Below are 24,460 nucleotides of genomic sequence, written 5' to 3' on the forward strand. Positions count from 1 at the left end.
GGATTTGCGCAACTCCTTCACATCTTCCTTTTGCAGCCATTGCGGCGGGCGGTTGAGCAGGCGCAGCAGCGAACCCGGCTCCAGCGCCAGCAGCCGTTGCAGACGCACCAGCACCCGGCGCGCCGCACCCAGTTCGGCGCGGTTGGTGGACAGGCGCGAGGACAGCAGCTGGTCTTCGATATGGTCGACGCTGATGCTGGTTTTGCGCACGATCTGGGTCAGCACTTCGCCCTGGTCGCGCAGCAGGTGCACCAGCAATTCCAGCGGCGAACGAAAGCGTTCGCCGGCCTTTACCGACGAGCGCAATTTATCCACCGAGTGCAAGGGTTGCAGGCGCGCGCTGATCAACAACCGGCTGCGGGCGCACACCCACAGCGTGGAAATATCCGACGAGACCATGCTGCTGAAGTTGAACACCACGTCGTTGACCACCGCCAGCAAGGCCGAGTCGACGTGTTCGATGCGCGTGGAGCGCGAACCTTCGTGCAAGGCCTCGAAGAACTCTTCGGGCAGGTCCAGATGCGCGAGCATCCAGCGCTCGCACGCGGCGTGGGCCAGGTTCAAGTGCAGCCAGAGAAATTCTTCCGGGTCGGCCGGTTGCTGCAAGGCCAGCAGGGCGGTGGCCGAGTCAATCTGCTCGGCCTTTTCACCTGGGCGAAAACGAAAACCGTAGAGCAAGCCAAACAGGTCGGGGTCCTGGTGGCTGTGATCGATGCTGTGGTTCATGGAGGCTCGCAGAGAAAGCGCCTGTAGGACGTTTCACAGGTTCGCGTGAGCGATCATTGCAAGTAAATTTGACAGTTTTGTGACGGTTCTGGCAGGGACGTCGGGCGCCTGATCAGCCGGTGGGCAGGCTGAACGAGAACACGGTGCCGTGTTCGTCGCTGGTCGACACGTTCAGTTCGCCGCCATGGGCCTCGGCAATTTGCTTGACGATATACAACCCCAGGCCCAGGCCGGCCTGGGGAGTATCCGTGGCCGGGCGTGAGTAGGGCTCGAACAGGCGCGGCAAGGCTTGCGCGTTGATCTGCCCGGGGTTTTTCACGCTGAGGGTGAAATGCCCGTGTTCGATCTGCGCGCGGACCTCCACCGGCCCATCATCGCGGCCATGGTGTATGGCATTCGCCACCAGGTTGGAGAGCAGTTGCGCCAGGCGCTCACGGTCGCCTTTTAACCCTTGCAGGTCACCGATATCCGCCTGGATAACCCGCCGTGGGTGCACGCTTTGCACTTCCGAGACCGCATGCTGTAGCGCCTCCTGCAAACCCCGGCAATCACTGATGTTCAGCGGGATACCGTTGCCCATGCGCCCGCGGGCGAAGTCCAGCACGTCTTCGACCAACTGCGCGGCGCGGCGGCCGCTGGCGAGGATGTGCCGCAGCAGCGTGTCGGTGGCCGGGTCCGCGTGCTTGCGCAAGAGCCGTTCGGCAGCGAAGTTGATGGCGAACAGCGGGTTGCGCAGGTCGTGGCCAAGCACCGCGATAAATTGCTCACGCAGTTCGGCGGTGCCGCGTTCTTCCTGCAGTTGCGCCTGGGTGTTCTGCGCGGCTTCTTCAGCCTCGATCTGCAACGACAGCACCCGGGCGAACGACTCCATGGTCGACTGGATGGTACTGCTGCGCAGTTGTGCCGGGTTGGGGTCGAGGGCGCAGATAGTGCCGAAAAAACGCCCGTCCGTACGAAACACCGGCACCGAGATATAACTCTCGAAGTGGTACAGGCGCGGCGTGTGGTGGCAGTTGTAGACAGGGTCTTCGCTGGCTTTGTCGATCACCACGGAAACGTGGGAGCCGCGGATTTCGTGGCAAATGGTGGTGGTCAGGTCCAGCTCGCCGCCGACGCCCAGGCCGAAGTCCAACTGGTCGAGCACGGCGCAGGCGGTCCAGGTGTCATCGGTTACCCGCGCGACGGCGGCAAAGCGCAGGCCGGTCATGTCGCTGATGACTTGAAGCATGGCGGGGACGGCACTGATTCGGCCTATGGTAGCGATGTCGTCGGCTTTCTCGCCCATGCAGCAATCTCGATCCGGAAGGTGCTGAGCGATATGCTCCGGCCAATGGCAGGGATTTTAGCGGCCTTGCGCGTTGTAGGGGTAATTTCATTCGTGAAATAGTAAGTTTTCCTACGCTCAGTTAGTGCACGCGCATAAAAAACCGCGCCACTCTTATCAAGTGGCGCGGTTTTTTTGGCGTTGACTCAAGTATCGAGTTTGTCTTCCAGCACGGCGCCGGTTTTGGCATCGAGCTTCACTTCAAACTTCTTGCCGGCGGTGTCGGTCAGGTCCACTTCGTACACCAGCACGCCACTGTGGTTGTGGTCCAGCTCGGTGTCGTTGATGGTTGCGCCGGCATGTTTGGCCACCGCGGCGGCGTTGAGCTTCTCGAAAGGCATGACGGCGCCGGATTTGAGCAGGCCTTCGATCTGATCCGGGCGGACATCAGCCTGGGCCAGGCCGGCGGTCAGGGTCAGGGCGGTAGCGGCGAACAGTGCGGTCAAGGTTTTCATGGTGTGTGTCCTTCTTGGGTGAGCTGTTTAAGTGGCGCCAGATTAACCAGCGCAACTTAACTCATCCTTAATGGCACACTGACTCACTCAATACTTATAGTCGTTGAGCAAGTCCTGCACGCTGGACGACGGCCAGCGCTTGTAGAACTTCAGCAACTCGGCAGCGCGGTTAGTGAAGATGCCGTCGACGCCGGCTTTCATCACTTTCTCGAAGTCTACCGGCTCGTCCACGGTGTAGACGTGTACCAACAGGCCTTTGTCGTGGGTCAGCTTGTTCATTTCAGGCTTCACCAGGTCGGTGTAGCTCTGGTCGCCGTGGTCGGTCAGCTCAGCCGACGGGCCAGTGCCGATGGCGCCGAGGCGCTTGGCTTCGTCCACCCATTTTTCGAATTCAGCGGCGTCTTTCGGCGCTTGCTTGGCGTAGTAGGCGGCCTTGGTCGCTTCACCGGATTCGGCGAAAGTCTGCGTGGATTTAGGTTCGATGCTGCCCGGGCCAACCCACAACAGCAGGATCTTCGGCGTGTTCGGCATTTCCTTCTGCAGCTCTTTCAGGCTGGCCGTCTCAAAGGTTTGCAGGACCACGCGGCCCTTGCCCTGACCCACGCCGGTGTTGCTCTTGCCCAGCTTGGAGCCTGCGGAGCTCAACCAGCCCTTGTCCAGCAGCTTGTTCTTCAGGTCGGCTTCGATGCCGGGGAATTGCTTGGGTTCTTTGGTCTCGATGTACAGGCCGGGTTTGTGCTGCGGGTTGCCTTCGGCAATCTTGATGATGTCGTCCAGGCTCTGGATTTTCAGGCCGACAAAACCTGGGCGCGCGCGGTCCGGGTAGGCGGCGTTGAACCAACTGCCGGCGTCGAGGGTTTGCAGTTCTTTCCAGGTGAACTCGTTGGCCGGAGCGTCCTTGCGCTCGGGGAACTTGGTGGCGACGTCGGTAGTGCGCTGCAGGTTGTTGTCATGCAGGGCGAACAGGACGCCGTCCTTGCTGCGCTGCAAGTCCAGTTCCAGGTAATCGGCGCCCAGGTCGCGTGCGACTTTGTAGGCGGCGGCGGTGGATTCGGGCGCATCGTAGGAAGCGCCACGGTGAGCGATCACGGCAGGGTGGGGAATGCCTTCGTTTGTCGCCAATTCAGCCGGGCTGATTGGATCGGCGGCCTGTGCCTGGCCGAGGCCGAGCGCCAGGGCGAGCAGCAGCGCGCTCTTGGAAAACGTGACAGGCATATGCGAAGTCCTTTCGTGGAGGTAGCTTTGAGAAGGCCTCCTTTTTAACAACTGATTGCGAAAGGCGCTATCACCAAACCGACATTAACGTGCGAACGCAGCAATTTTCTTGGTTTTTTTTGGCAGCATTGCAGTACCCTTGCCCGAAGCTGCCCCATCAGAGGACAGTAATTTCTGCCACGCGTGTAAACCATCTTTCCAGTCCCTGTGGGACTTTTCAGTGAGGTTTACCATGCGCATCACGTCCGAACTTATCTGCCAGGCTGCCGACAGACTCCACGGTTTTGTCGGCCTGAACCGCAAGACCGGCCAGTACATCGTACGTTTCAGCGAAGACGCCTTCGGCATGGACGTGGCCGACGACGGCATCATCCCTACCGCCGAATTCGTCTGGCTGCCGGCCCCCGAACAAACCATGACCCTGTCGCGCGAACGTATCCAGTTGCTGCTCGACCAGAACATCGACGACCGCCTCAACATCACCGAACCGCTGCGGGTGTACATGCGGCGGGTGGAGATCCCGCAGATCAGTGCCTTGCGTAGTTTGGTGAGTTAGCTGAGCTTTCGAGGCGGGCGCGTTCCCTGTGGTAAGCGGGCTTGCCACAACAAGCCCGCTTACCGGCGTTTTTTACTGGCCTTCGAAGCTATACGCCCGCTCCACCTTGCACACCCGCGTCTGAAACGCCGAGTACCAGGTGGCGCGCCCTTGCTCACGCACTGCAGTGTGCTCGGCCTGTTGTTTCCACGCCAGGATCGCAGCCTCGCTGCTCCAGTACGATACGGTAATCCCCAGGCCGTCTTCCCGCGCTGATTCCACCCCTAGAAATCCCGGTTGCTCACGCGCCAATTCGAGCATGCGGCTGGCGGCCTGGCCGTAGCCTTGATCACCCTCGGTGCGCAACGAGCTGAAAATCACCGCGTAGTAAGGCGGGACGGGTGTATTCGCGATCATGCCGATACCTCCTGGCAAGCCTTGAGCAGGGCAATCGCCAAGGGTGGGGTGATGCCCTTGAGAGCGGCGCGTTCGGGCTGGAACAGGGTGGCGACGAAAAATGGATGGTCCAGCAGTTCCACCGCACGCAGGTCCCCCGCCGCATCATGGGCGCTGGGGATCAGGTTGCCGTCAAGCAAGGCCCCAGCGAATTCGGGATTCACCCCGTAGCGGCAGCGGTAGCCTTCCTCGATTTGCAGTTTGCCGTAGGCCTCGGCGATGCGCGTGTAGGGCGCCAGGTGCACACTGGCGGTCGCCTCGACCAGCGCGCAGCTCAGTGGCGCAATCACTGCGCGTTGAGCATCGGGTTTCAGCTCGCCATGTTCGGCATCGGCCCAGCCCAGCACAGTGCGTGCATGTTCCAGGAGTGCGTACTGGAAACCTCCACAGGTGCCGAGGAAAGGTCGCCGTTGCTCGCGAGCAAAACGGATGGCGCGCAGGGCGCCATCAGTGTCGCGGTAGGGGCTGGCGGGGACGCACCAGAAGCCGTCGAAGCCCTGCAGGTCTGTGGTGGGCGTGAGGGTGTCGGTGTCGAGCCATTGCATATCCACCTTCAGGCCGAGGCGGTCGGCGGCCTGTTGCAGCGCAATCGGGATAGCCCGATGCGCGATGACATCGGGGTTGTAATCGCCGATCAGGGCGAGGTGCAGGGTGGTGGCTTTCATCAATGACATCCCATGGCTTGTTGTGTCCTGGGGCGCACTATAGATTGGCGTGCACGCAATCAATATTGGCGTTTCCCCATATGCTCAATGCAGCCACGCACTATCAAATTGACTACGCCGACCTGTCGCTGATCCTTGCCCTGGTGCGCGGCGGCAGCCTGGCGCGGGCCGCCGCGCTGTTACGGGTGGATGTGTCCACGGTGTTTCGCGCGGTTCGTCGCCTGGAAGCCGCGCTGGGCCAGACGCTGTTTGAAAAAAGCCGCGCCGGTTACCTGCCCACCAGCCTGGCCAGCACCCTGGCGCAGCAGGCCGAACAGGCCGAGCAAGCGCTGGAGGCCGCGCGGGTGGGCGTGGAGCAGGGTGGTGAGGTGATCAGTGGCACGGTGCGCCTCACCTGTACCGATTCGGTGCTGCAAGGGCTGTTGCTGCCGGCCCTGGCGCACTTCATGCCGGACTATCCGGCGCTGACCCTGGAGCTGAGCACGTCGAATGATTTCGCCAACCTCAGCCGCCGCGATGCAGACATCGCCCTGCGCCTGACCCGCACACCCCCGGAACATCTGGTCGGACGTTGCCTGGGCGCGGTGGCGTATCAGGTGTGCGCCAACCCCGCGTATGCGCGCCAGCACGAGGGCCGCGCGCTGGCCGACCTGGCCTGGATCGCGCCGGATGACTTTTTGCCCGACCACCCCACCGTTGCCTGGCGCCGCGCGCACCTGCCCGGCGTGCGTCCCAGCTATCGCTGCAACAGCATGTTGTCAGTGACCGAGTTGGTGCGGGCAGGGTTGGGGGTGGCGGCGCTGCCGGATTTCCTGTTGGATCACGCGCTGCAACCGCTGGGCCCTGCGTTGGCTGGGCACGACACGGCGCTGTGGTTGCTCACGCGCCCCGATTGCCGGGCATTGCGCTCGGTGGTGACGCTGTTTGATGAGTTGGGCAAGCATGTGCAGTTGCCGCGTCGTCAGGTTTTTCGTACGTAGTGCTCGTGCATTTCGCAGGTCAGGGTTTCGATGTGTTCTGTCAGCTGTTTGGTCATTTCCGTCAACCGGGTGTTCTGCTCCAGCAGTTCCAGCAATTGTTTGGTGGTTTGCGCGGCCTGGGCCTGGCGCTCGGAATTGGCCACGGCCAGCGCTTCACGGTGCTGCGCATCGGCGTCCGACTGGGCTTTGTCGCGCGCCGCCTGGCGTGTCTGGGCCAGCAGGATCAGCGGCGCCGCGTAGGCCGATTGCAGGCTGAACGCCAGGTTGAGCAGGATGAACGGGTACACATCGAAGTGGGTGATGCCGGTGATGTTCAGCACCACCCACAAAATCACGATCGCGGTTTGCGCGCCGAGAAAGGTCGGCGTCCCGAAGAAGCGCGCAAACGCCTCGGCCTTGAGCGCAAACGTGTCGTTGCCGAAGGTTGGCGCCAAGTGGGCGTGGCGTCGATGGAAACGCAGGTGGTCGACGGGGGCGGCTTCGGGCTTGTCTGGGGTCATGGCGGGCTCGGTTTTTTTGCATAGAGACAGTGAAGCACTATAGACCGAGCCCTCTGCCAGCCACATGAAGATCGGGTCAGTTGCCGCCGCGCTCGTTGGCAAACGCACTCACCGCCTGCACCGCCTCGCTGGTGCCTTCGCGGATTTGCACGATTACCGTGCCGGCCTGGTTGGCCAACTCCACACCTTGGGCGGCGCGGTCGCGGGTGGCGTCCATGCTGTCGATGGCTTGGCGGGTTTCAGCCTGAATCATCGCGATCATGCTGGAAATTTCCGTGGTGGAGCCGCTGGTGCGTGCCGCCAATTGCCGCACTTCATCCGCCACCACGGCAAAGCCTCGGCCTTGCTCACCCGCGCGCGCCGCCTCGATGGCGGCGTTGAGTGCCAGCAGGTTGGTCTGGTCCGCGATGCCACGAATGGTGTTGACGATGGCGGTGATCTGCTGCGAGCGGTCGCCCAGTTTGGCGATGAGTTGCGAGGACTCGTCGATATCTGCGGAAATTTCACGCATGCCACTGGCAGTTTTCTGAATCACTTCGGCGCCTTTTTCGGCCATGTCCTGGGTGTGCAAAGACAGGTGATAGGCTTGGGCGGCACTCTGTGCATCCGCAGCATGTTGTTGCACGCGCGCGGTTATGCACGACGCGAACTTGACGATTCTGCACAGGCGCCCGCTGGCGTCGTACACCGGGTTGTAGTTGGCTTCCAGCCACACGGTCTGGCCATTTTTATCCACGCGTTCGAACTGGCCGCTGAACAGTTCACCCGCGTTCAGGCGCTGCCAGAAATCGCTGTAGGCCGAGCTGCGGGCCATCTCGGGCGTGCAGAACAGGCGGTGATGCTTGCCCTGAATCTGCGCCAGGCTGTAACCCATGCGCTGCAGAAAGTTCGTGTTGGCGGTGATGATAGTGCCGTCGAGGTTGAACTCGATCACCGCCATCGCCCGGCCGATCGCTTCCAGCTTGGCGTTGGCTTCACTTTCTGCCTGCAGGCGCGGCGTGACGTCCATGGCGTACTTCACCACTTTGATCACCTGGCCGGCGTCATCGCGCACCGGGTTGTAGCTGGCTTCCAGCCACACCGACTGACCATCAGCGGCCACGCGTTCAAAGGTCCCGGACTGGAGCTGACCGCTGCGCAGGCGTGACCACCATTGGCCGTACTCGGCGCTGCGGGCAAAGGCGGGCGTGCAGAACATCCGATGGGGCTGGCCCACGATCTGTTCGGCGCGGTAGCCCAGGGTCTGGAGGAAGTTGTCATTGGCGCGCAGCACGTTGCCGTGCAGGTCGAATTCGATCACCGCCATGGCACGCTCGATGGCGTCCAGCAGGCAGGCCTGTTGGTTCACGGTGTGTTGCAGGGTACTGATGGTTTTCTTGTGGGTGTTGAAAAGCATGTTCGGGTGCTCGGGCTGGCAAGCGTCGGGGAGTATCCATGGGTATGCGCCTGCCCCCGTAAGGTATTTGCCCTACGGTTGACGTGCTCATTGTCAGCCTCCTTGTGCTGACAGCGGGGGTGGAACAACGGGTTAAGAGTTATCAGCCTGACAAGAAGTTCGTCCCGTGGGGAGGACCTTTTTTGGGTAGCTGATGGATAGTGGCATTATGGTGTCGTCTGCGCTGGCACGCAGGAGATTCAGACGAGGTGTCGTCTGACAACTTCAGGCGGAATGGGCGATGACGTCGTCGCTGATATTGACCCGGTTGCGCCCTTTGTCTTTGGCGGCGTACAGCGCGCGGTCCGCTGCATTCAACCACATGGTTGCATCCGTGAAGTACGGTTGGAAATCCGCCAGGCCAATGCTCAGGCTGACGTGCAGTTCCGGGATTTGCGGGTGGCGGTAATTGCTGAAGATTTCGCGCATGCGCTCCATGATCTGCGCGGCCTGTTCCAGGGGCATTTGCGGAAGAATCACACAGAACTCATCGCCACCGTAGCGTCCGGCCAGGTCGTTTTCCCGCAGGTTGCGCCGCAGCTCCAGGCTCAGTTGCCGCAGTACTGCGTCCCCGACGATATGGCCGTGGGTATCGTTGATCTGCTTGAAGTGATCGATATCGATCAGCGCGATGGTGGCGTGGCTTTTTTGCTGCTGGCACTTGTGGAACTTGAGGTGCAGCAGGTCTTTCCAGGAGCCGTGGTTGAGCAGGCCGGTGAGGCTGTCGATGCGGCTCAGGGCGCTGAGGGCGCGTTTGTGCTCCGACAGCTTGATCGCCAACTGATAGCAGACCATGCCGATGGCCATCGGGTACAGGGTCAGCATGGGCAGGCAAGCGTAAACCTGGACCAGGCTGACGCTGGGGTTGAAATGCAGCCCAAACAGCGAGCCGGCCAGGGCCATGCCGATAACTTGGGCCAGCGCGCCCTGTATCAGCAGGTGCTTGCCGCCGGCGGCGACGTTGTTCATGGCGACCATCGACAGCAGGGTCACGGTGGTCAAGGGCGTGAACTGCAGCGTGGCAGCCCAGAACCCGCTGAACAAGGCGTCAAACACCAGGTTGCGCCGCTCGGCGTTGTAGGGGAATTTGGCGCGGGTTGCCAGCTGATACGCCAGGTGCGGCCAGACAAAACCATTGATCAGCAGCAACGCCCAGATCCAGCCAGGCATTGCCAGCGGGTACAGGGCCGCAATCACGCTGATACAGCACATGGCCGCGCCAATGATTCTTGGCCTGTAGATACGCCTGGCAAACGAAAGCCCTTTGCCTTGTCTGTTTTCCATAATTCCCGGGTCAGCTCTTTTGCAGATACGACGGCACGCGTTCGCAGGATTAGCCGTCGATCGGATAATACCGGTGAATATTGTCAGTTATTCGCGTGGGAATAATCAGTGGCCTTCCAGGCCATTTGCGCAGAACAGAGGGCAAAAGCGTCAAAAACGACCTGGAATGTCGCTTATACAACAGTGCTTACAGCAGGTGAGGCGAGGTGACTTCATAGCCGGCCAGGAACAGGTCGATGGCCGACTCGATTACGCCGGCCTGGCTGGTGGCGTCCAGGGGAGGTTGGCCCAGAGTAATTTGCGGCCAGAACGCAAACGCCTTGAGCAGGCTTTGTATCTGGTGGGCGGCAAATGCCGGGTCGGTGCACGAGAGGCGGCCGTCTTCCTGGGCGGCGCGCACCCATTGGGTGAAACCTTCTTCGCGCTTGCTCAGACGGTTGACCATGTCTTGCGCGCGTTCCGGTGAGTGAATCGTCGCGGCGATGGCAACCCGGGCCAGATCGAGGAAGTTGGCGTCCGCCATCATCTTCATCTTTGCCTCGAGCAGCCCGCGCAACTGTTCGCGCAGCGGGCGGTCACTGGCATAGCTGACGTCGAGTTGAGCGACGCTGCTGGCCCAGAGCTGGTGGAGAATCTCGGAAAACAGCTCTTCTTTGCTGGGGAAGTGATTGTATACCGTGCGTTTGGACACGCCGGCCGTGGCGGCGATCTTATCCATGCTGGTGACCTCGAACCCGTTAGCCCGAAACTCGGCGATAGCCGCGGCCACGATGGCTTCGCGTTTGCGGTCGGTGAGGCGTTGAGGGGCAGTCATGGATGGCGCTCGGCTCTTCAGGGAAAATTACACTCGGCAGTTTACTTGTTCAGGATTTTGTTGCAATCTAGAAACTACACTGTGCAGTGTAACTTATGAGCGGACCGTAGGAGTTACCCGGTAATGGCCACGATTTCATCCCGTCTCAAGCCTGCGCCTGCGGCGCTCAAGCCTGCCGAGCAGGACCAGGGGCACTTTAGCAACGACGCCCCGGTGCAGCATGGCGGCTTTGGCAAGACCTTGCGTATTTTCTGGAACATGGCTTTCAACAAGCCGCGCAGCACGCGCCCGGTGGGGAATATCCCGGTGCAACCCTTGACCCGTGAGCAGCTTCTGGCCGCTCCCGATCACAGTGTGTTCCGCCTGGGGCATTCCACCGTACTGCTGAAAATGCGCGGCAAGTTCTGGGTCACCGACCCGGTGTTTGCCGAGCGCGCCTCGCCGTTCAGTTGGGCTGGCCCCAAGCGGTTCCACCAGCCGCCCATCAGCCTCGAAGAGCTGCCGCCGCTGGAGGCGGTGATTCTTTCCCACAACCACTACGACCATCTTGACCATAAGGCTGTCGTCCAATTGGCCGACAAGACCCGCTATTTTCTTGCGCCGCTGGGCGTGGGCGACCTTTTGATCAAGTGGGGCGTGGCTGCCGACAAAGTCCGGCAGCTGGATTGGTGGCAAGGCACCGAGGTGGACGGCATGCGTTTTGTCGCCACGCCAGCGCAGCACTTTTCCGGGCGTGGCCTGTTTGATGCCAACCAGACCCTGTGGTGTTCCTGGGTGATGATCGACGGCGCACGGCGGATCTTTTTCAGTGGCGATACCGGCTACTTCGACGGTTTCAAACGCATCGGCGAACAATACGGGCCGTTCGATCTGACGTTGATGGAGACCGGCGCCTACAACGTCGACTGGCCGCATGTGCACATGCAACCCGAACAAACCCTGCAGGCGCATATCGACCTCAAAGGCCGCTGGCTGCTGCCGATTCACAATGGCACGTTCGATCTTGCGTTCCATGCCTGGCACGAGCCCTTTGACCGCATTATGGCCCTGGCCTGGGAGCGCAACGTGTCGATTACCACGCCGCCGATGGGGCAAGCCTTCAGCTTGAACCAGCCGGAACGTGGCTACCCATGGTGGCTCGAGGTGGAGAATCACGGCGCGCAAGAGCACCTTGCCAGCTGATCACCGCGCTATTGGAAAAAGGAAGTTTCAAGCTGTTTCCGAGCTGCGACAAGCGCCAGTCAAGGGTGCGATGATCCTCGAAACGTTATGTTTGAGGGGGTCTTATGGACGAAAAAATTAACAAGATCTGGCACGGGGTTTTACCCTTCTCGGTGAGGCCCTCGGTGCCCGAGCCCCTGGAGACGGCAGCTCTTGCGCGCGTTCTTGAGGACAGCCCTCGCGGTATCGAGTTTGGTGTTAATCCCCGCTCTGATACGCCCCTCAAAGTCGGCGCCCCGATTCCTGGGTATGACGCCCCGGCTCTGCCTCTGAAACCCCAGCGTGATCCTTCATTGTCATTGATTGCCTTGAGTGGCATCGACCCTACGGGTGAGGTGATGGTGGAGGTGCCGCTGGTGCAGAACAACACGACTTTCATGCCAGACAAGGTGTTGGCCGGCAGGCGTATAGGGTTTGCCGAGCACTTTGTGCAGGGCAACCGTAAGTTGCCGATCGAGTACAGCAGAGCCTTCCTGGGCGCGCTGGGCATCTTGCGCCGGGCCGGCGCACAATTGGTGCCCGTGCCAGCACAGCGAGTCGATGAAACCGTGCAATTCAACCTGCGTACGCGCAATGAAATTGATGAGCATATGAGCGGATATCGCCTGGACGCCTTGGTGTCCGACAGCCGCACCGCTGCGTTTCATGCGGCGTGCTGGAGCGGCTATCCCGTCTTGAGCGAGCCATTGGAAGACGGCGCAACGCTGTTGTTCTACGGCGCACGCTGGTCCAAGGACTCGCTGACAACGCTGGTTCGGGAGTATCGCAATGCCCGCAACGGCAAGTAGCCCCACACGCTACGCACCATTTGGTTGAGGCGTCGGTGAATCAAGTGATACTGAAGTGGAGCCCATCAGCCGAGACATGATGCTTTGCGCGGCGGGTTCACTTGGGTGGTTGTCAAACCGGCGCACACTCATGCCCCAGCCCGGCGCAAACCCCGGGAAGAACACCAGCCCTTCAGCTTCCAGCCGAAACGCCAATGCCAGGCGGGTTTCATCACCCACGTCGCCTTGGCTTTCGAATTGTTGAACCGCATCCGCCGTCACGCCGGCCAGGCGGGCCAGCTCTTCGCGGCTCCAGCCCAGCATTGCGCGGGCCTGTACGCTGTGTTTGGCGGTGAATTGGTGCAGGACGATCTGCTGATCTACGAAAGAGCTCATTGCCAGGGAGGACATGGGGTTTCTCCAGGGTTCGACGGGGGAAGGCAAACTATACTGTGTTTTTGTACAGTTGTTTGTACCGCTCATCAACTGGATTTTTTCGATAGCGTTTCAGCTCGCCCTCATTCAACCCCCGGCGCCTCGCGAATAATCAGGTGATCGAGGTTTTCTATGTTCGCGCTGAACACCCCGAATGTCTGCTCGGGGTTCTTCTTGCTCGGCACCTGTTGCAACGCCGGGGTTACGCCGTAGAAGAAGCAATACAACGACCGTTCACTGTCCACCGCCGCCTTGATCTGCTCCAGGAACGCCTGGCGCTTGCGGTAGTTCTCAATGAGTTTTTTGCTCAGGTAGACATTGACCGAATAGGGCTTTTTGTCGAGCCACACTTTCTTTTCGAAGTCGATGCGAAAGCTGCTGGTGTAGTCCTTGATTGCCTTGATCTTGCCCCAGTAGATCAGGCCCTTGTTGTCTTGCAGGTACTCGATTTTCTTGAAAAAGCTCCAGTAGGTCGCGGTGTGCTCGCCGATCTTCAGCGGCATTGCCTTGAGCTTGTCCTTGTCGTCGATATTCGACACATAGCATTCCACCGGGTGGGCGAACACGCTGGTTTTGTCCGGGGTTGTGTCACTTGTGCTGTGGGATGAGCCGGTACGGACTGAGGGCACTTTAGTAGGGTCTTGTAGGACGCTTTTCTGGTTGCCTGCCGCTGGCGTCTGGCGTGGGTACTGACGGCGCGTCAGTACCAATTCCGATGGGAAATTTTCCTCGCGCTCGTCATCACTTTCACCGGTTCCGGTCTTGTGCGTGCTGGCATAGCGGCAACCATCGATATGCCGGGTACTGGTCTTGTTCTTGAAGTGTGGTGTGCGCTGATAGTTGACGTTCTTTGCGTTGAACGTACTCAGCGCATTGCCCGTATCGAATGCCACGCGGCATTCATCGTTGGGGCACAGGAAGCTGTCCTTGTCGGAGTCGAAAGGGCTGGTTTCGTCGAAATTCAGGTCCCGTACGTCGTAGATCGACAGCTTGTCATCGAGACTCAGGCTGTAGGCCGTGTCGAATTTCATGGGGCTCGGGTCCGTGAGATGAATGGCTGGATAGTACGCAAAACTTCGCCGTTACGGAGATCAAAAAATGGCGGAGCAAGCCCGCTCCCTCATTCAGATAGGAGGCATGCTGGCTACGCGCCGTCCACTCAAGAAACACAAGGTGCCGCCCACGGCGGTCAATGCGCCGAGCGCATAGAACATGCTGGTCGGCGCCGCGTTGATCAGCAGATAACCGCAAATCACCGGGCTCATGGCGCCGCCAAACGCCGCCAGATTCTGCGCGCCGTAATAGCTGCCGCGCAGTGCGTCGGGGGCGATGGTGTCGATAAACAGGAATTCCGAAGGGTAGATGATCATCTCACCCAGGGTGAACACGAACATTGCCAGGCACCAGGTGGCCAGGCTGTCCGCCTGACTGAAGCCGATCAGCCCGGCAATAAACAGCACGGTCCCCAGCACGATCCAGTGGCGCAATTGTTCACGCTTGAGAAAACGGCCGATCTGGTACTGCATCAGAATCACCGTGATCGCGTTGCAGGCCAGCACCGCAGACAAAATCTTCAGCGCTTCGGCGGGCTTGTAGGCCACCAGCAGAAATTGCGACAGATAAAGGGTGTAGCGCCCGTGGACAATGGTGCTCAGCAGGCTGCCGCTGGTGAACAGGATCAGCGTGCGATCACTGCGCAACGTGCGCAGGGTGCTGAGGAAACTCAAGGGTTTGTTGCTGTCGTCGCGTTGGGTCGGCGGGATGCCGATCATCAGGAACACGCTGCCAAACGCGATGGCGCTGGCGATCAGGAATGGCGCCAACGGCAGGTGCCCGGCAATCACCACGCCCACCATCGGGCCGGTGGCGTAGCCGACGTTGGTCAGGGTGTAGCGCAGGGAAAACACCTTGGCGCGATCGCCTACTGGCAGGTTCTCGCTGATGATGGCCTTGGAGCCAATCAGGAAAAGCGCCGAAGCGGCTTCGGTGATCACCAGGGTCAGGGTGGTGAGGTAAAGGTTGCTGGCAAAGGTCAGCAACAGAAAACCGATGGAGCTGGAGAGCATGGCCAGGATCAGCAGTTTGCGCTTCTCCAGGCGGTCGATGATGTAGCCACCGTACAGGCCGAGCAACGTGGCGATAAAGACGGCAATGCCCATCAGCAGCCCGATATCCTGCTGGTTGAGGCCCAGGCGGGTACTCAACAGCAAGGCCAGCAAGGGGCTGGTCATGGCGCGGCTGACCACGATGGTCACCGAGCAGATCATCAGGCGGCGGATTACCAGGGAGTAGGTGGCCACGGTGGGGCGAGCGTCCTATTTAGTGCTTGATGACAACACCGATCAAATGTGGGAGGGGGCTTGCCCCCTCCCATATTTTCAGACCGTGTTGTTACTGGCCGGCATTGATGGTGATCTTCTCGACCGCCCCTTGCTCCAGATCCCACTTCTTCAGGATCTTGCCGTACGTCCCATCATCAATCATGCCTTGCAACGCCTCACTGATCGCCGTGACCAGCTCCGTGTTGCTCTTCTCAATCCCCAGACCCGTGAACTGCTTGGAAAGCGCCAGGCCCACCGGCTTGTACTTACCCTTGTCCAGCGACATCAGGTAAGGAATTGTCTCGCTGCCCTGCATCGCCGCATCCAGGCGGTTCTGCTGCAACTGAGCTCGTGCGTCCGCCGAGCCTTCCGTACCGATCACCACGATCGCCGGCTTACCTGCTGCTTCGCAGTTTTCCTTGCTCCACGCGGCGATTTCCGACGGCCAGGTGGTACGGCGGCTGGTGCCGACTTTTTTACCGCACAGGTCAGTCAATTCCTTGAGGTCTTCACGCTTGGCCAAGGTGTACAGCTGCGGGCCGCTGGTGAAGTAGTCGACAAAGGTCACGGCCTTCTGGCGTTCGGCGGTGTCGCTCATGCCCGACAGCACAATGTCGACACGCTTGGTGGTCAGGCCGCTGAGCATCTGCTCGAAGCCGGTTTCCTGCCACTTGATCTTCACACCCAGGCGCTCGGCCAGGGCGTTGCCGAGGTCGAAGTCCAGGCCCGTGAGTGTGTTGGTGGCGGTGTCCTTGAAATCCATGGGCGGGTAGTTCGGCACGATGGCCGCGCTGATCTCACCCTTGTCCTTGATTGCCGCCGGCAATGCCGCGAATACACACGAGGAGGCCATCAGGCCTGCGAGCAACGTTGGGATAAACAATTTTTTCATGGGGGCGTTCTCGTTAGTTTTTTAGTTAAGTGCGAACGGCAGAAATAAAGCTTTGGGTGCGCGGGTTTTGTGGGCTTATTAGAATTTCTTCAGGGCTGCCGGCTTCCACAATCTGGCCGGCATCCATAAACACCATGCGGTTGGACACTTCGCGGGCGAAGCCCAACTCATGGGTGACCACGATCATGGTCATGCCGGTGGTGGCCAAATCGCGCATCACCGACAGCACTTCTCCTACCAGCTCCGGGTCGAGGGCTGACGTGGGTTCGTCAAACAGCATCAGCTTGGGGCGCATGGCCAACGCCCGGGCAATCGCCACACGCTGTTGCTGCCCGCCGGACAATTCCACCGGGTAGGCATTGCGCTTGTCCGCCAAGCCGACGCGGGCCAGCAGTTCCAGCGCATCTTCGATGGCTTCCTTGGGCGAGCGCTTGAGCACCTGCACCGGGCCTTCGATGATGTTCTGCAACACCGTCATGTGCGGGAACAAATTGAAGCGTTGGAATACCATGCCGGTGGCCAAACGCTGGCGGGCGATCTGCGCTTCATTCATCTCGTGCAGCTTGTTGCCGACGACGCGGTAACCCACCAGTTCGCCGTCGACCCACAGGCCGCCCTTGTCGATTTTTTCCAGCTGGTTGACGCAGCGCAGCAGCGTGCTTTTACCCGACCCGGACGGGCCGATGATGCACATGACTTCGCCTTGCTTGACCTCGATATTGATGTCGCGCAGCGCGTGATACTCGTCGTAATACTTGTTCAGGTTGACGGCCTTGACGATGCTTCTCATGGGGCAAATCTCCTCAACCCAAACTTACGAACGCTTGCCGGCGCCGCGGGCAAAACGACGCTCGAGGCGGCTTTGGCCGAATGAAAGAACAGTCCCCACCGCCAGGTACCAGATGCCGGCGACAATCAGCAGCTCCATGACCCGGGCGTTGGCGTAGTAGATGTTTTGCGCGTTGTGCAGCAGCTCCGAGTACTGGATCACGCTGGCCAGGCTGGTCATTTTCACCATGCTGATGAACTCGTTGCCTACAGGCGGAATGATCACGCGCATCGCCTGCGGCAGAATGACCCTACGCAGCGCCTGCAGGCTCGGCATGCCGATCGACTTGGCCGCTTCGTATTGGCCGGTGTCCACCGACAGCAGCCCGGCGCGCACCACTTCGGCGGTGTAGGCGCCCTGGTTGATACTCAGGCCGAGCAGGGCGGCCACGAACGGCGTCATCAGGTCGACGGTGTCGATGCTGAACACGCCGGGAATCGCGATCACCGGGAAAATCAGCGCCAGGTTGAACCACAGCAACAGTTGCAAAATCAGCGGCGTGCCGCGAAACAGCCAGGTGTAGGTGATGGCCACATAGCGCAGGATCGGGTTGGCCGACATGCGCATGATCGCCGTGATCACGCCGATCACCACGCCCAGCGCCATCGCCAGGATCGACATGACAATGGTGTTCACCAGGCCCCACAGGATGGCCTCAGACGTGAGGAACTGGCCGATGTAGGACCATTCAATCTGGCCATTGGCAAAGGCGCGCAACAACGCGGCCAGGGCGATCACGATCAACGTGGCAAAAAACATCCGCCCGTAATAGCGGCGCGGCACGTGCTCGTACTGTGTGATATCGAACTGGTTCTCGGACAACTTGCGCTCGGCTTCCAAGCGCTCCGCCGGGGTTTGGTTCATGGTGATTCTCCAAAAAAGCGACTACCGCTGTACTCGGTCCAACTGTTGAAACCCGATCAAATGTGGGAGCTGGCTTGCCTGCGAAGACGCCAGCCCTCACACCGCAGATTTAAATCCTGAATCCTTGATAACGCTCAGCCCATTTCTGCTGCTCAGCCAAGGCTGTCTTCAACCGCCCAATCTGCTCTCGAACCCGCTCCGGCGCCGTCCCACCCCAACCACTGCGCGCCGCAATCGCCGCCTCCAGGGTCAGGCAGTCCCGCACCTCGGGCCGCAGCCGAGCATCCACCTGCGCCAACATCGCCGGCGAGGCTTCCCACAACTCAATCTCATGCTTCTCACAGGCTTGCACCAGGGCGCCGGTAATCTCATGCGCTTCCTTGAACGGCACACCCCGCGTGGCCAACCAATCCGCCACTTCAGTCGCCAGGGTGAAGCCCATCGGCGCCTGACGCCGCAGCTCTTGCACTTGAACCGTCATGGTCGCGACCATGCCGGCCATCGCCGGCAGCACCAGCAGCAAGGTGTCGACGCTGTCCAACACGCTGTGTTTGTCTTCACTCAAGTCGCGGTTGTACGACAGCGGCAGTGATTTGAGCGTCGACATCAACCCGGTCAAGTTGCCAATCAAACGTCCAGCCTTGCCCCGCGCCAGTTCGGCAATGTCCGGGTTCTTTTTCTGCGGCATGATCGAGCTGCCGGTGGCGTAGGCATCGTCCAGCACCACCCAGCGAAACTGGCGCGAAGACCATAGGCAAAACTCTTCCGACAGCCGCGAAATATTCACCCCGAGCATGCCCGCCACAAACAGGAACTCCGCCACATGGTCACGGCTGGCGACGGCGTCGATGGAGTTTTCGCACGGCCCGGTGTAGCCCATTTCCTTGGCCGAATGCTCCGGTTGGCGCGCAATCGCCGAGCCGGCCATCGCCGCAGCGCCGAGTGGCGACAACGCCGTGCGCGCATCCCAATCCACCAGGCGCTGCACATCGCGCAACATCGATTGCGCGTGAGCCAACAAGTGGTGGGCGAACACAATCGGTTGCGCCTGCTGCAAGTGCGTAAACCCCGGGCAGATGCTTTCCACATGCTGCTCGGCCTGCTCGACCAATGCCTGCTGCAAACCCAACACTTCGGTGGTGATGGTGCGCGCGTGGTCGCGTAGGAAAAGGCGCAGGTCATTCGCGGTCTGATCATTGCGCGAACGCCCGGCGCGCAGCTTGCCGCCCAAGGCGCCCAGGCGCTCGGTCAATACGCGTTCGATAAAGGTGTGCACGTCCTCGTCATCCAGGGTTGGATGCAGGCGGCCGGCGGCGAAGTCTTCACCAATACGGTCCAGGGCCTCGACGGTGCGCAGGGTTTCCGACTCATCCAACAAACCGGCGCGCTGTAGCTCATGGGCATGGGCACGGGAGCCGGCCAGGTCGTAGGGCGTCAGGCGGAAATAGCGCTCAGGGCAACGCGACAACGCGGCTAATGCAGCAGACGGGCCGGTCTTGAATCGAGCGCCCCAAAGGCGGTCGGTGGGCTGAGACATGGGTATTCCTCACGCTTGTTTTTAGAAGAGTCGGAGGCAGTAAAAAGAGGTTTTCAACTAGGCTGAACCAGCGTCTGACGCGCCGTATTCAAGGTTGCCAAGGGCGGTTGTTTATGTTCATTATCGCCGCCTGGCTATGTTCAAGGACTGGGTCAAAGCCTGTTGAATATGGCACTAGAGGTCAACGCGTATTATGGAAACCCCACTTTCCACTTCTGGAAACATACCGCCAAAACCCGGCACACGACCGCCCCTGCAACTCAGCGGGCTGGACTTCAAATTGCTGCGCGTGTTCATGGCTGTGGTCGAAGCAGGAGGTTTCAGCGCCGCGCAAAACGAGCTGAACGTGGGCCTGGCGGCCATCAGCAAACAGATCTCCGACCTCGAAATTCGCATCGGCATGCGCCTGTGTACTCGGGGCAGGGAAGGCTTCGGCCTGACCGAAGAAGGCAAGTTGGTGTATCAAGCGTCCATCGAGTTATTTACCTCGGTAGACAGTTTTCGCGACAAGCTTAGTTCGGCGCAAAACGAACTCATCGGCGACCTTAGTGTGGGGGTTATTGATAACACCGTCTCCGACGTTAATTCGCCGCTGATTACCGCGTTGGGTAAATTACACAGCGAATCGCCAAAGATTAGATTGCGCTTACATGCGTCGCAATTGGACGAAGTTGAGCGCGGCGTGGTGGAAGGGCGGCTGATCGTCGGCATCGTCCCGGTGTACCAGCGTCGCGAAGAATTCGACTACTTTGCGTTGTACGAAGAAAAAGCCCACGCCTATTGCGCCGTAGGACATCCGCTGTTCAACGCGAGCGACATCACGCCCGACGTGCTGCGCCAATACGAAGTGGTCAACCATCGGTATGCGATCCATCGCGACAAGGCCAACTTCGTCAACTACGACAGCCAATCTGCCTCAGCCTCACAGGTTGAAGCCGTTGCCATCCTGATCCTCACCGGCCGCTTCTTAGGCTTCCTGCCGGAACACTACGCCGCGCCCCTGGTAAGGGAAGGGCGCCTGCGCGCACTGTGCCCGGAGCAAGTCCTCCTGAGCACCGCCTTCAACCTGATCCTGCGCCACAACGCCCCACGCAGTCCGATGGTAAAAGCCTTCGCCACAGCCCTGGGCGTAGACCTGAAAGTCGCAACATAAACCGCGCCGAACACTCATCAATGAGCCGACAAAGCCCAAATGTGGGAGCTGTCGAGCCCCAGCGAGGCTGCGATGGGATCGTCTCGGTCCACCTGCCGACCCCACCCACCCGCATCACCGCTGCAACCGAGCCCGCTTTTTCTTCACATGAAAATGCCGAAAATGCGCATCCTGCGCCGCCGCCAACAACTCCCGATCCCCACGCGTATCGCCCCAAGCCCGCAGCCGATACTCGCCTAAATCCCCATACACCGCCTCAAGGCGCAGCACCTTGTTCTCACAGCGGCAATTATTCCCCGTGAGCTTGCCCGTCAACACCCCGTCGACCACCTCAAGCTCAGTGCCAATCAACTTGATCCCCAGCCGATTCGCAAACGGCTGCAACACCAACGCCGGCGACGCCGAACACAGCGTGACCACCGCCCCCGAGCCCAACTCCTGCTCCACTGAAAGCACCCCAGCCGGGCGCATCAACCGCGCCCAATTACGCTGGCAATACTCCTCGGCCTTCTGCTGCACCCACGCCTTCTCCACCCCCGTCATAAAGGTGCGAATCAACTGCGCCTTCAACTCATCCCGACTGATCTGCCGCAGCAAAAACCGCAGCCCAGGCACCGCCAGCTTGACCATCCGGCCATAAAACTCGCCGGTGCCAAAGGCAAACTTGAGGAATGGCACGAAACTGTCGTGATGGGTCAAGGTGCCGTCGAAGTCAAAGACGGAAAGTACTTTGGCGCCTGCAGGGCCGGCTTCGAGCATGTCTGGGTTCACGGGGTGTCCTTGATCTTGGTGGAGCGGGTTCATAGCGTTCTGACTGGCGTTAGCCTATCGGGTTCAGGTGGATGCCCGGCTTGATGTAGATGGGGCATGCCCTGAGCGCAGTTTTTTACGTGCGCGGCAGTCTACGCGTTCGTAGCCGATGGAGTTTACTACCTCGGAGCTAGAGGTTGGTATTTCCGAGTGCACCAGCAGGTCCATTCATACGTAAAGGACGTGGTTCGTACCGCATACCCAGAGGCTCAACTGTCCTATTGAAGGTTAGTTTTCCTACGTAAAACTCATACCGTTTAAAGGGAAACTTCCGATATTTCCTATTTGCTGTTTCTCGTATGGTAAATGCCAAAAACTACAAGGCGTTAACCTTATGGCAAATCATGGATACATGACTATCAGCGGCAAATCCCAGGGCCTGATCTCTGCGAGCTGTTCGACTCAGGACTCTATAGGCAACAAGTGCCAGGACGGGCACCGCGACGAGATAATGGTCCTGTCCTTCCACCACAATATGGCAAACAGGGGCAACGTCAGGGCGTCGAGTCATGGCCCGATTGCTATCACCAAAAACATCGACAAATCATCTCCTTTACTGGCGGTAGCGCTTTCCAATAGGGAAGAGCTCAATTGTGTCATCAATTTTTACCGTATCGCCCAAACGGGTTGGCACGAAAAATACTACAGCGTCGATATTCGAGGCTGCATCATTACCGACCTCACTGTCGACGTGCCACATTCAGTTCTGCATATTGATGCCGAGGCACAAGAGTATGTTGCGCTTCAATATCGGGAAATTATCTGGACCCACCATCAAGCCGGAACAAGTGGTTTCAGCACTTGGGAGGCGGGTCGGTGACTGTTGAAAAGAAAAAACATAATCCGACGTTTCACGATATCTGGATGGTTAGTCAGGCGGGTGCGTACTTGACTAATCAAGCATGTACGATAAGTGCTCGCCATATTAAAAATGGAATTGTTCGGTTGCAGTTCAATCGGGAAGTGGCTTATTACGCTCGGAGTATTGTTAGGGAGGTCGAGGAAGGCAAGAAGAGTGTTGATCAAGGCTTGCTGGAAATAAAGAACGAACAAAAAGACTTGATGAATCAGTCTTTGGAGGTGGCAAGGAAAGGTGTCGGCGTTATCGCGGGGGCGCTTCAATTTGCGACAGGTGCAGGGATTTGCTATGCCTCAGTCGGAACGCTTTGCGTGCTGGCGGGCATCCCGATTATGGCGCATGGGGCCAATAATATGTATGAGAATGGTCATAACTTATGGGAGGAGCATTCAAATACAAAGGGCCCGGTAAGGAAGCTTTATCAAAAGGCAGCTGTAGAGTTCGGAGGAAATGAAGCACTTGGGGATAAGGGTTATGGAGTCGTAGATCTGGCAATGTCTGGCTACGGTGCCATGAGGCTAGTGTTGAAACCTGACTCTTGGCGCTTATTTAGATATATCCGTTCTGACTACATCAGGGGGTATCAAAAAATGGGACCTGGCTCAAGAGCTGCTGAGATAGGGGCCGGTGTGCTGACTGTGGATCAATTGCTCAATGATGCGAGAGAGTAATGTGTTTGCTCATTTTTATCTTGGAAGTTCTCGGTGTCTGTTTTGCTTTTTATCTGAAGGCCAAGCTATCGGGTGTTAATATTAGTGAGGTAAAGATTTATGTTGGGGTTTTTATAAATTCAGTGTTCATTGCTATGTATATAAAAATGATTAAGTATGACGAGTTTTGGTTGTTGGGTTATCGTCCAGATATTTTCTATGATTGTATTTTTGTAGGTTGGTTTACGTTTTTCTGTATTTTTGCCCATGCGATGGCTATTCCGGTGGGGAGAAAGGTCAAGTGGTGGTTTTCGCGTAAAAATGGAGACTTGAATTGACCGGGTGGTTTGTTATGACGTTTCCATTGTTTGCATTATGGGGATTGCTTTGTGCTTTCACTCTGAGAATACGCTTCTCCGGAGCGCATTTGTGGGAATGGTTCGGGATAAGGTTCATAATTTGCATCGTGTTTAATTTTTTGTTTGCGATGATCTATTTTTTTATTATGAAGCTTCAAGTTTTTCCCGTGTTGGGGTATAGGCCGGACATAATTTTAGAGTATCCGTTCATCGAATGGATTGCTTTTTTCTGCGGTTATATTCATGTTTTTGCATGGCCCGTCGAAAGAGAGCTTCGGTGGTGGTTTTGATTGGTGACCTCTATTGGTTTTGGTCGAGTGGGTATCAATTAATGATCGTCTTTTGGATGTGGGTGTTCGTGATGGGTGGTGTCGTGTTTGCTTATTTTCTGAAGATGAGATTTTCTGGAGATAAGCTAGGTTATATAAAGTTGTATGCTTGTCTGCTTGTTAATGGTTTTTTCGTGGTTTCTTATATGGATGTTATCCAGTATGATCAATTTTTGTTTTTGGGATATAGGCCTGACCTGCTTGTAAGTTATCCATCTATTGAATGGGTTATGTTTTTTGGGATGTTGGCTCACGCATTTGCACTTCCAATCCGGTGATGCGTCGTAATCCTAGCTGCTCAGCATTTGTTCTGGTTAACCTTGGAACAACAGCGTTAGATTTTGTCGCTGATCGTCATCGAGCTTACGAGTCGTTCGTTCATCCAGATAACACCTCATCATACGTCCAAGATCACGAGCGCAGAACCACGGTTGGTTTTCTAAAAGGAGGGCATGTGGGTGAAGATCATGGCGAGTGAAAACGATAGCGATAGGCGGTTCGCGTTTGACTGTGTTCTTAGTAGTCGACAAGTCGAGCAGATATTGGCTAGGCGTTTCCTATGAGCTCTACGTGGTTTTCGGGATGGCCAAAGCCCAATGGAGAGGATGGATTTGAGAAACTCCAACTTGCGTAGCCTCAATGAAGCATGAATTTCGCACGAATTTAGGTCGAGCGGATTTTTGTCTGCGTGAGTGAGGCTGGCCTCTACGTTGGCAGTTTCTTAGGCACCGGCGGACGAGGCTATTCAGTATTGAAATTCCCATCAGCCCGTTGGTGATGATCTTCACGTATGAAGAGTCTTGTTCCGAACACTGAGCACATAAAAAAGCCCTGAACGTGTCAGGGCTTTCCAGTTTCACTTGGCTAAGTAATCAATCCCAGCTCAACGCCCCACCGGTCTGATACTCAATCACACGAGTCTCAAAGAAATTCTTCTCTTTCTTCAAATCCATAATCTCGCTCATCCAAGGGAACGGGTTAGTCGTCCCCGGATACTCTTCCTTCAGCCCAATCTGCGACAGACGACGGTTCGCGATGAACTTGA

27 protein-coding genes and 3 pseudogenes are annotated in these 24,460 nt (G+C 58.4%); 9 read left to right on the plus strand and 21 right to left on the minus strand.

The features are described 5' to 3' along the window. The 4 genes from WBR57_RS22580 to WBR57_RS22595 all read right to left on the minus strand — a co-directional run. Nucleotides 1-726: CorA family divalent cation transporter (locus WBR57_RS22580; protein ID WP_424086789.1), on the minus strand; the 726-nt coding region annotated here is incomplete at its 3' end. Between the two features lie 112 nt (nucleotides 727-838). Further along, nucleotides 839-2,011 carry a GAF domain-containing sensor histidine kinase gene (locus WBR57_RS22585; RefSeq protein WP_424086792.1) on the minus strand — a complete coding sequence of 391 codons (1,173 nt, stop codon included), beginning with the start codon at nucleotides 2,009-2,011 and terminating at the stop codon, nucleotides 839-841. A 185-nt stretch (nucleotides 2,012-2,196) separates the two neighbouring features. Beyond that, nucleotides 2,197-2,505, minus strand: coding sequence for a PepSY domain-containing protein (locus WBR57_RS22590; protein WP_424086794.1), 309 nt, complete (start codon nucleotides 2,503-2,505; stop codon nucleotides 2,197-2,199). A gap of 87 nt (nucleotides 2,506-2,592) precedes the next feature. Beyond that, a complete protein-coding gene (locus WBR57_RS22595) occupies nucleotides 2,593-3,720 on the minus strand; it encodes a glycerophosphodiester phosphodiesterase family protein (RefSeq protein WP_424086796.1) in 1,128 nt (375 codons plus the stop codon). Nucleotides 3,721-3,952: 232 nt separating this feature from the next. Between WBR57_RS22595 and WBR57_RS22600 the strand changes: the two genes are divergently transcribed. Continuing rightward, nucleotides 3,953-4,276 carry a DUF2025 family protein gene (locus WBR57_RS22600; protein ID WP_424086798.1) on the plus strand — a complete coding sequence of 108 codons (324 nt, stop codon included), beginning with the start codon at nucleotides 3,953-3,955 and terminating at the stop codon, nucleotides 4,274-4,276. Nucleotides 4,277-4,348: 72 nt separating this feature from the next. Here the strand turns inward: WBR57_RS22600 and WBR57_RS22605 are convergent, their stop codons facing one another. Both WBR57_RS22605 and WBR57_RS22610 read right to left on the minus strand, forming a co-directional pair. Then, complete coding sequence (locus WBR57_RS22605; protein ID WP_424086800.1) at nucleotides 4,349-4,672, minus strand: antibiotic biosynthesis monooxygenase family protein; 324 nt, start codon at nucleotides 4,670-4,672, stop codon at nucleotides 4,349-4,351. Further along, nucleotides 4,669-5,376 carry a CTP synthase C-terminal region-related (seleno)protein gene (locus tag WBR57_RS22610; RefSeq protein WP_424086802.1) on the minus strand — a complete coding sequence of 236 codons (708 nt, stop codon included), beginning with the start codon at nucleotides 5,374-5,376 and terminating at the stop codon, nucleotides 4,669-4,671. Before WBR57_RS22610 ends, WBR57_RS22605 begins: the two co-directional genes overlap by 4 nt. 80 nt (nucleotides 5,377-5,456) lie before the next feature. On the opposite strand from WBR57_RS22610, the gene WBR57_RS22615 reads away from it, so the two are divergent. After that, the gene (locus tag WBR57_RS22615) at nucleotides 5,457-6,356 is read left to right on the plus strand and encodes a LysR family transcriptional regulator (RefSeq protein WP_424086804.1); all 900 of its coding nucleotides are present in this window, start codon (nucleotides 5,457-5,459) and stop codon (nucleotides 6,354-6,356) included. Here the strand turns inward: WBR57_RS22615 and WBR57_RS22620 are convergent. The 5 genes and pseudogenes from WBR57_RS22620 to WBR57_RS22640 all read right to left on the minus strand — a co-directional run bounded on the left by WBR57_RS22620 (nucleotide 6,338) and on the right by WBR57_RS22640 (nucleotide 10,389). After that, on the minus strand, nucleotides 6,338-6,856 hold the full coding sequence (locus tag WBR57_RS22620; RefSeq protein ID WP_424086806.1) for a DUF1003 domain-containing protein: 519 nt from the start codon (nucleotides 6,854-6,856) through the stop codon (nucleotides 6,338-6,340). The two genes, WBR57_RS22615 and WBR57_RS22620, sit on opposite strands and share 19 nt — an antisense overlap. Before the next feature lie 76 nt (nucleotides 6,857-6,932). Beyond that, complete coding sequence (locus WBR57_RS22625) at nucleotides 6,933-7,412, minus strand: methyl-accepting chemotaxis protein (RefSeq protein ID WP_424086840.1); 480 nt, start codon at nucleotides 7,410-7,412, stop codon at nucleotides 6,933-6,935. Nucleotides 7,413-7,481: 69 nt separating this feature from the next. Next, nucleotides 7,482-8,252 (minus strand): annotated as a pseudogene (locus WBR57_RS22630) (PAS domain-containing protein); the annotation flags it as partial. A gap of 264 nt (nucleotides 8,253-8,516) precedes the next feature. Further along, a complete protein-coding gene (locus WBR57_RS22635; protein ID WP_424086809.1) occupies nucleotides 8,517-9,575 on the minus strand; it encodes a diguanylate cyclase in 1,059 nt (352 codons plus the stop codon). A 187-nt stretch (nucleotides 9,576-9,762) separates the two neighbouring features. After that, nucleotides 9,763-10,389, minus strand: a complete 627-nt coding sequence (locus WBR57_RS22640) for a TetR/AcrR family transcriptional regulator (protein WP_424086811.1) — start codon at nucleotides 10,387-10,389, stop codon at nucleotides 9,763-9,765. Nucleotides 10,390-10,512: 123 nt separating this feature from the next. Here WBR57_RS22640 and WBR57_RS22645 point away from each other — a divergent pair, with 123 nt between their 5' ends. Both WBR57_RS22645 and WBR57_RS22650 read left to right on the plus strand, forming a co-directional pair. After that, entirely contained in the window at nucleotides 10,513-11,571 is a 1,059-nt protein-coding gene (locus WBR57_RS22645) for an MBL fold metallo-hydrolase (protein ID WP_424086813.1), read from the plus strand. Nucleotides 11,572-11,903: 332 nt separating this feature from the next. Continuing rightward, entirely contained in the window at nucleotides 11,904-12,398 is a 495-nt protein-coding gene (locus tag WBR57_RS22650) for a hypothetical protein (protein ID WP_424086815.1), read from the plus strand. A 9-nt stretch (nucleotides 12,399-12,407) separates the two neighbouring features. Here the strand turns inward: WBR57_RS22650 and WBR57_RS22655 are convergent, their stop codons facing one another. The 7 genes from WBR57_RS22655 to argH form a co-directional block, all read right to left on the minus strand. Beyond that, the gene (locus WBR57_RS22655; protein ID WP_424086817.1) at nucleotides 12,408-12,788 is read right to left on the minus strand and encodes a helix-turn-helix domain-containing protein; all 381 of its coding nucleotides are present in this window, start codon (nucleotides 12,786-12,788) and stop codon (nucleotides 12,408-12,410) included. A 107-nt stretch (nucleotides 12,789-12,895) separates the two neighbouring features. After that, nucleotides 12,896-13,843: a hypothetical protein gene (locus tag WBR57_RS22660; RefSeq protein ID WP_424086819.1), complete on the minus strand. Its 948-nt coding sequence runs from the start codon at nucleotides 13,841-13,843 to the stop codon at nucleotides 12,896-12,898. A gap of 93 nt (nucleotides 13,844-13,936) precedes the next feature. After that, the gene (locus WBR57_RS22665; RefSeq protein ID WP_424086821.1) at nucleotides 13,937-15,112 is read right to left on the minus strand and encodes an MFS transporter; all 1,176 of its coding nucleotides are present in this window, start codon (nucleotides 15,110-15,112) and stop codon (nucleotides 13,937-13,939) included. Between the two features lie 91 nt (nucleotides 15,113-15,203). Continuing rightward, entirely contained in the window at nucleotides 15,204-16,025 is an 822-nt protein-coding gene (locus WBR57_RS22670) for an ABC transporter substrate-binding protein (protein WP_424086823.1), read from the minus strand. A 25-nt stretch (nucleotides 16,026-16,050) separates the two neighbouring features. After that, a complete protein-coding gene (locus WBR57_RS22675; protein WP_424086825.1) occupies nucleotides 16,051-16,815 on the minus strand; it encodes an amino acid ABC transporter ATP-binding protein in 765 nt (254 codons plus the stop codon). Nucleotides 16,816-16,839: 24 nt separating this feature from the next. Next, entirely contained in the window at nucleotides 16,840-17,718 is an 879-nt protein-coding gene (locus WBR57_RS22680) for an amino acid ABC transporter permease (protein ID WP_424086827.1), read from the minus strand. Nucleotides 17,719-17,827: 109 nt separating this feature from the next. Next, nucleotides 17,828-19,255, minus strand: a complete 1,428-nt coding sequence (argH, locus tag WBR57_RS22685) for an argininosuccinate lyase (protein WP_424086829.1) — start codon at nucleotides 19,253-19,255, stop codon at nucleotides 17,828-17,830. Between the two features lie 193 nt (nucleotides 19,256-19,448). On the opposite strand from argH, the gene WBR57_RS22690 reads away from it, so the two are divergent. Further along, nucleotides 19,449-20,408, plus strand: coding sequence for a LysR family transcriptional regulator (locus WBR57_RS22690; RefSeq protein ID WP_424086831.1), 960 nt, complete (start codon nucleotides 19,449-19,451; stop codon nucleotides 20,406-20,408). A gap of 114 nt (nucleotides 20,409-20,522) precedes the next feature. Here WBR57_RS22690 and WBR57_RS22695 read toward each other — a convergent pair whose 3' ends face one another. Continuing rightward, a complete protein-coding gene (locus WBR57_RS22695; protein ID WP_424086842.1) occupies nucleotides 20,523-21,167 on the minus strand; it encodes an HAD-IB family hydrolase in 645 nt (214 codons plus the stop codon). Nucleotides 21,168-21,552: 385 nt separating this feature from the next. On the opposite strand from WBR57_RS22695, the gene WBR57_RS22700 reads away from it, so the two are divergent. From WBR57_RS22700 to WBR57_RS22715, 4 genes are all read left to right on the plus strand, one after another. Next, nucleotides 21,553-22,038, plus strand: a complete 486-nt coding sequence (locus WBR57_RS22700; protein WP_424086833.1) for an Hcp family type VI secretion system effector — start codon at nucleotides 21,553-21,555, stop codon at nucleotides 22,036-22,038. Beyond that, nucleotides 22,035-22,748, plus strand: coding sequence for a DUF4225 domain-containing protein (locus WBR57_RS22705; protein ID WP_424086835.1), 714 nt, complete (start codon nucleotides 22,035-22,037; stop codon nucleotides 22,746-22,748). The genes WBR57_RS22700 and WBR57_RS22705 overlap by 4 nt, the downstream gene beginning before the upstream one ends. 5 nt (nucleotides 22,749-22,753) lie before the next feature. Further along, nucleotides 22,754-23,065 carry a hypothetical protein gene (locus WBR57_RS22710; RefSeq protein WP_424086836.1) on the plus strand — a complete coding sequence of 104 codons (312 nt, stop codon included), beginning with the start codon at nucleotides 22,754-22,756 and terminating at the stop codon, nucleotides 23,063-23,065. Nucleotides 23,066-23,339: 274 nt separating this feature from the next. Then, nucleotides 23,340-23,693 (plus strand): hypothetical protein, encoded by a 354-nt coding sequence (locus WBR57_RS22715; RefSeq protein ID WP_424086838.1) that lies wholly within the window; start codon nucleotides 23,340-23,342, stop codon nucleotides 23,691-23,693. Between the two features lie 39 nt (nucleotides 23,694-23,732). Here the strand turns inward: WBR57_RS22715 and WBR57_RS22720 are convergent. Both WBR57_RS22720 and WBR57_RS22725 read right to left on the minus strand, forming a co-directional pair. Next, nucleotides 23,733-23,945: pseudogene (locus tag WBR57_RS22720) on the minus strand (BRO-N domain-containing protein); the annotation flags it as partial. A 342-nt stretch (nucleotides 23,946-24,287) separates the two neighbouring features. Next, nucleotides 24,288-24,460, minus strand: a pseudogene (locus WBR57_RS22725) (ribonucleotide-diphosphate reductase subunit beta); the annotation flags it as partial.

This window comes from Pseudomonas sp., from assembly GCF_049590575.1.
Taxonomy (GTDB): Bacteria; Pseudomonadota; Gammaproteobacteria; order Pseudomonadales; family Pseudomonadaceae; genus Aquipseudomonas.

What these genes read in the sequence shown, in the direction of transcription:
- WBR57_RS22695 (WP_424086842.1), bottom strand. Translation starts at nt 21,167, where the DNA reads ATGCTCGAAGCCGGCCCTGCAGGCGCCAAAGTACTTTCCGTCTTTGAC.
- WBR57_RS22645 (WP_424086813.1), top strand. Translation starts at nt 10,513, where the DNA reads ATGGCCACGATTTCATCCCGTCTCAAGCCTGCGCCTGCGGCGCTCAAG.
- argH (WP_424086829.1), bottom strand. Translation starts at nt 19,255, where the DNA reads ATGTCTCAGCCCACCGACCGCCTTTGGGGCGCTCGATTCAAGACCGGC.
- WBR57_RS22605 (WP_424086800.1), bottom strand. Translation starts at nt 4,672, where the DNA reads ATGATCGCGAATACACCCGTCCCGCCTTACTACGCGGTGATTTTCAGC.
- WBR57_RS22625 (WP_424086840.1), bottom strand. Translation starts at nt 7,412, where the DNA reads ATGGCCGAAAAAGGCGCCGAAGTGATTCAGAAAACTGCCAGTGGCATG.
- WBR57_RS22600 (WP_424086798.1), top strand. Translation starts at nt 3,953, where the DNA reads ATGCGCATCACGTCCGAACTTATCTGCCAGGCTGCCGACAGACTCCAC.
- WBR57_RS22655 (WP_424086817.1), bottom strand. Translation starts at nt 12,788, where the DNA reads ATGTCCTCCCTGGCAATGAGCTCTTTCGTAGATCAGCAGATCGTCCTG.
- WBR57_RS22640 (WP_424086811.1), bottom strand. Translation starts at nt 10,389, where the DNA reads ATGACTGCCCCTCAACGCCTCACCGACCGCAAACGCGAAGCCATCGTG.
- WBR57_RS22620 (WP_424086806.1), bottom strand. Translation starts at nt 6,856, where the DNA reads ATGACCCCAGACAAGCCCGAAGCCGCCCCCGTCGACCACCTGCGTTTC.
- WBR57_RS22680 (WP_424086827.1), bottom strand. Translation starts at nt 17,718, where the DNA reads ATGAACCAAACCCCGGCGGAGCGCTTGGAAGCCGAGCGCAAGTTGTCC.
- WBR57_RS22595 (WP_424086796.1), bottom strand. Translation starts at nt 3,720, where the DNA reads ATGCCTGTCACGTTTTCCAAGAGCGCGCTGCTGCTCGCCCTGGCGCTC.
- WBR57_RS22715 (WP_424086838.1), top strand. Translation starts at nt 23,340, where the DNA reads ATGGCCCGTCGAAAGAGAGCTTCGGTGGTGGTTTTGATTGGTGACCTC.
- WBR57_RS22690 (WP_424086831.1), top strand. Translation starts at nt 19,449, where the DNA reads ATGGAAACCCCACTTTCCACTTCTGGAAACATACCGCCAAAACCCGGC.
- WBR57_RS22700 (WP_424086833.1), top strand. Translation starts at nt 21,553, where the DNA reads ATGGCAAATCATGGATACATGACTATCAGCGGCAAATCCCAGGGCCTG.
- WBR57_RS22610 (WP_424086802.1), bottom strand. Translation starts at nt 5,376, where the DNA reads ATGAAAGCCACCACCCTGCACCTCGCCCTGATCGGCGATTACAACCCC.
- WBR57_RS22635 (WP_424086809.1), bottom strand. Translation starts at nt 9,575, where the DNA reads ATGGAAAACAGACAAGGCAAAGGGCTTTCGTTTGCCAGGCGTATCTAC.
- WBR57_RS22675 (WP_424086825.1), bottom strand. Translation starts at nt 16,815, where the DNA reads ATGAGAAGCATCGTCAAGGCCGTCAACCTGAACAAGTATTACGACGAG.
- WBR57_RS22660 (WP_424086819.1), bottom strand. Translation starts at nt 13,843, where the DNA reads ATGAAATTCGACACGGCCTACAGCCTGAGTCTCGATGACAAGCTGTCG.
- WBR57_RS22615 (WP_424086804.1), top strand. Translation starts at nt 5,457, where the DNA reads ATGCTCAATGCAGCCACGCACTATCAAATTGACTACGCCGACCTGTCG.
- WBR57_RS22590 (WP_424086794.1), bottom strand. Translation starts at nt 2,505, where the DNA reads ATGAAAACCTTGACCGCACTGTTCGCCGCTACCGCCCTGACCCTGACC.
- WBR57_RS22585 (WP_424086792.1), bottom strand. Translation starts at nt 2,011, where the DNA reads ATGGGCGAGAAAGCCGACGACATCGCTACCATAGGCCGAATCAGTGCC.
- WBR57_RS22670 (WP_424086823.1), bottom strand. Translation starts at nt 16,025, where the DNA reads ATGAAAAAATTGTTTATCCCAACGTTGCTCGCAGGCCTGATGGCCTCC.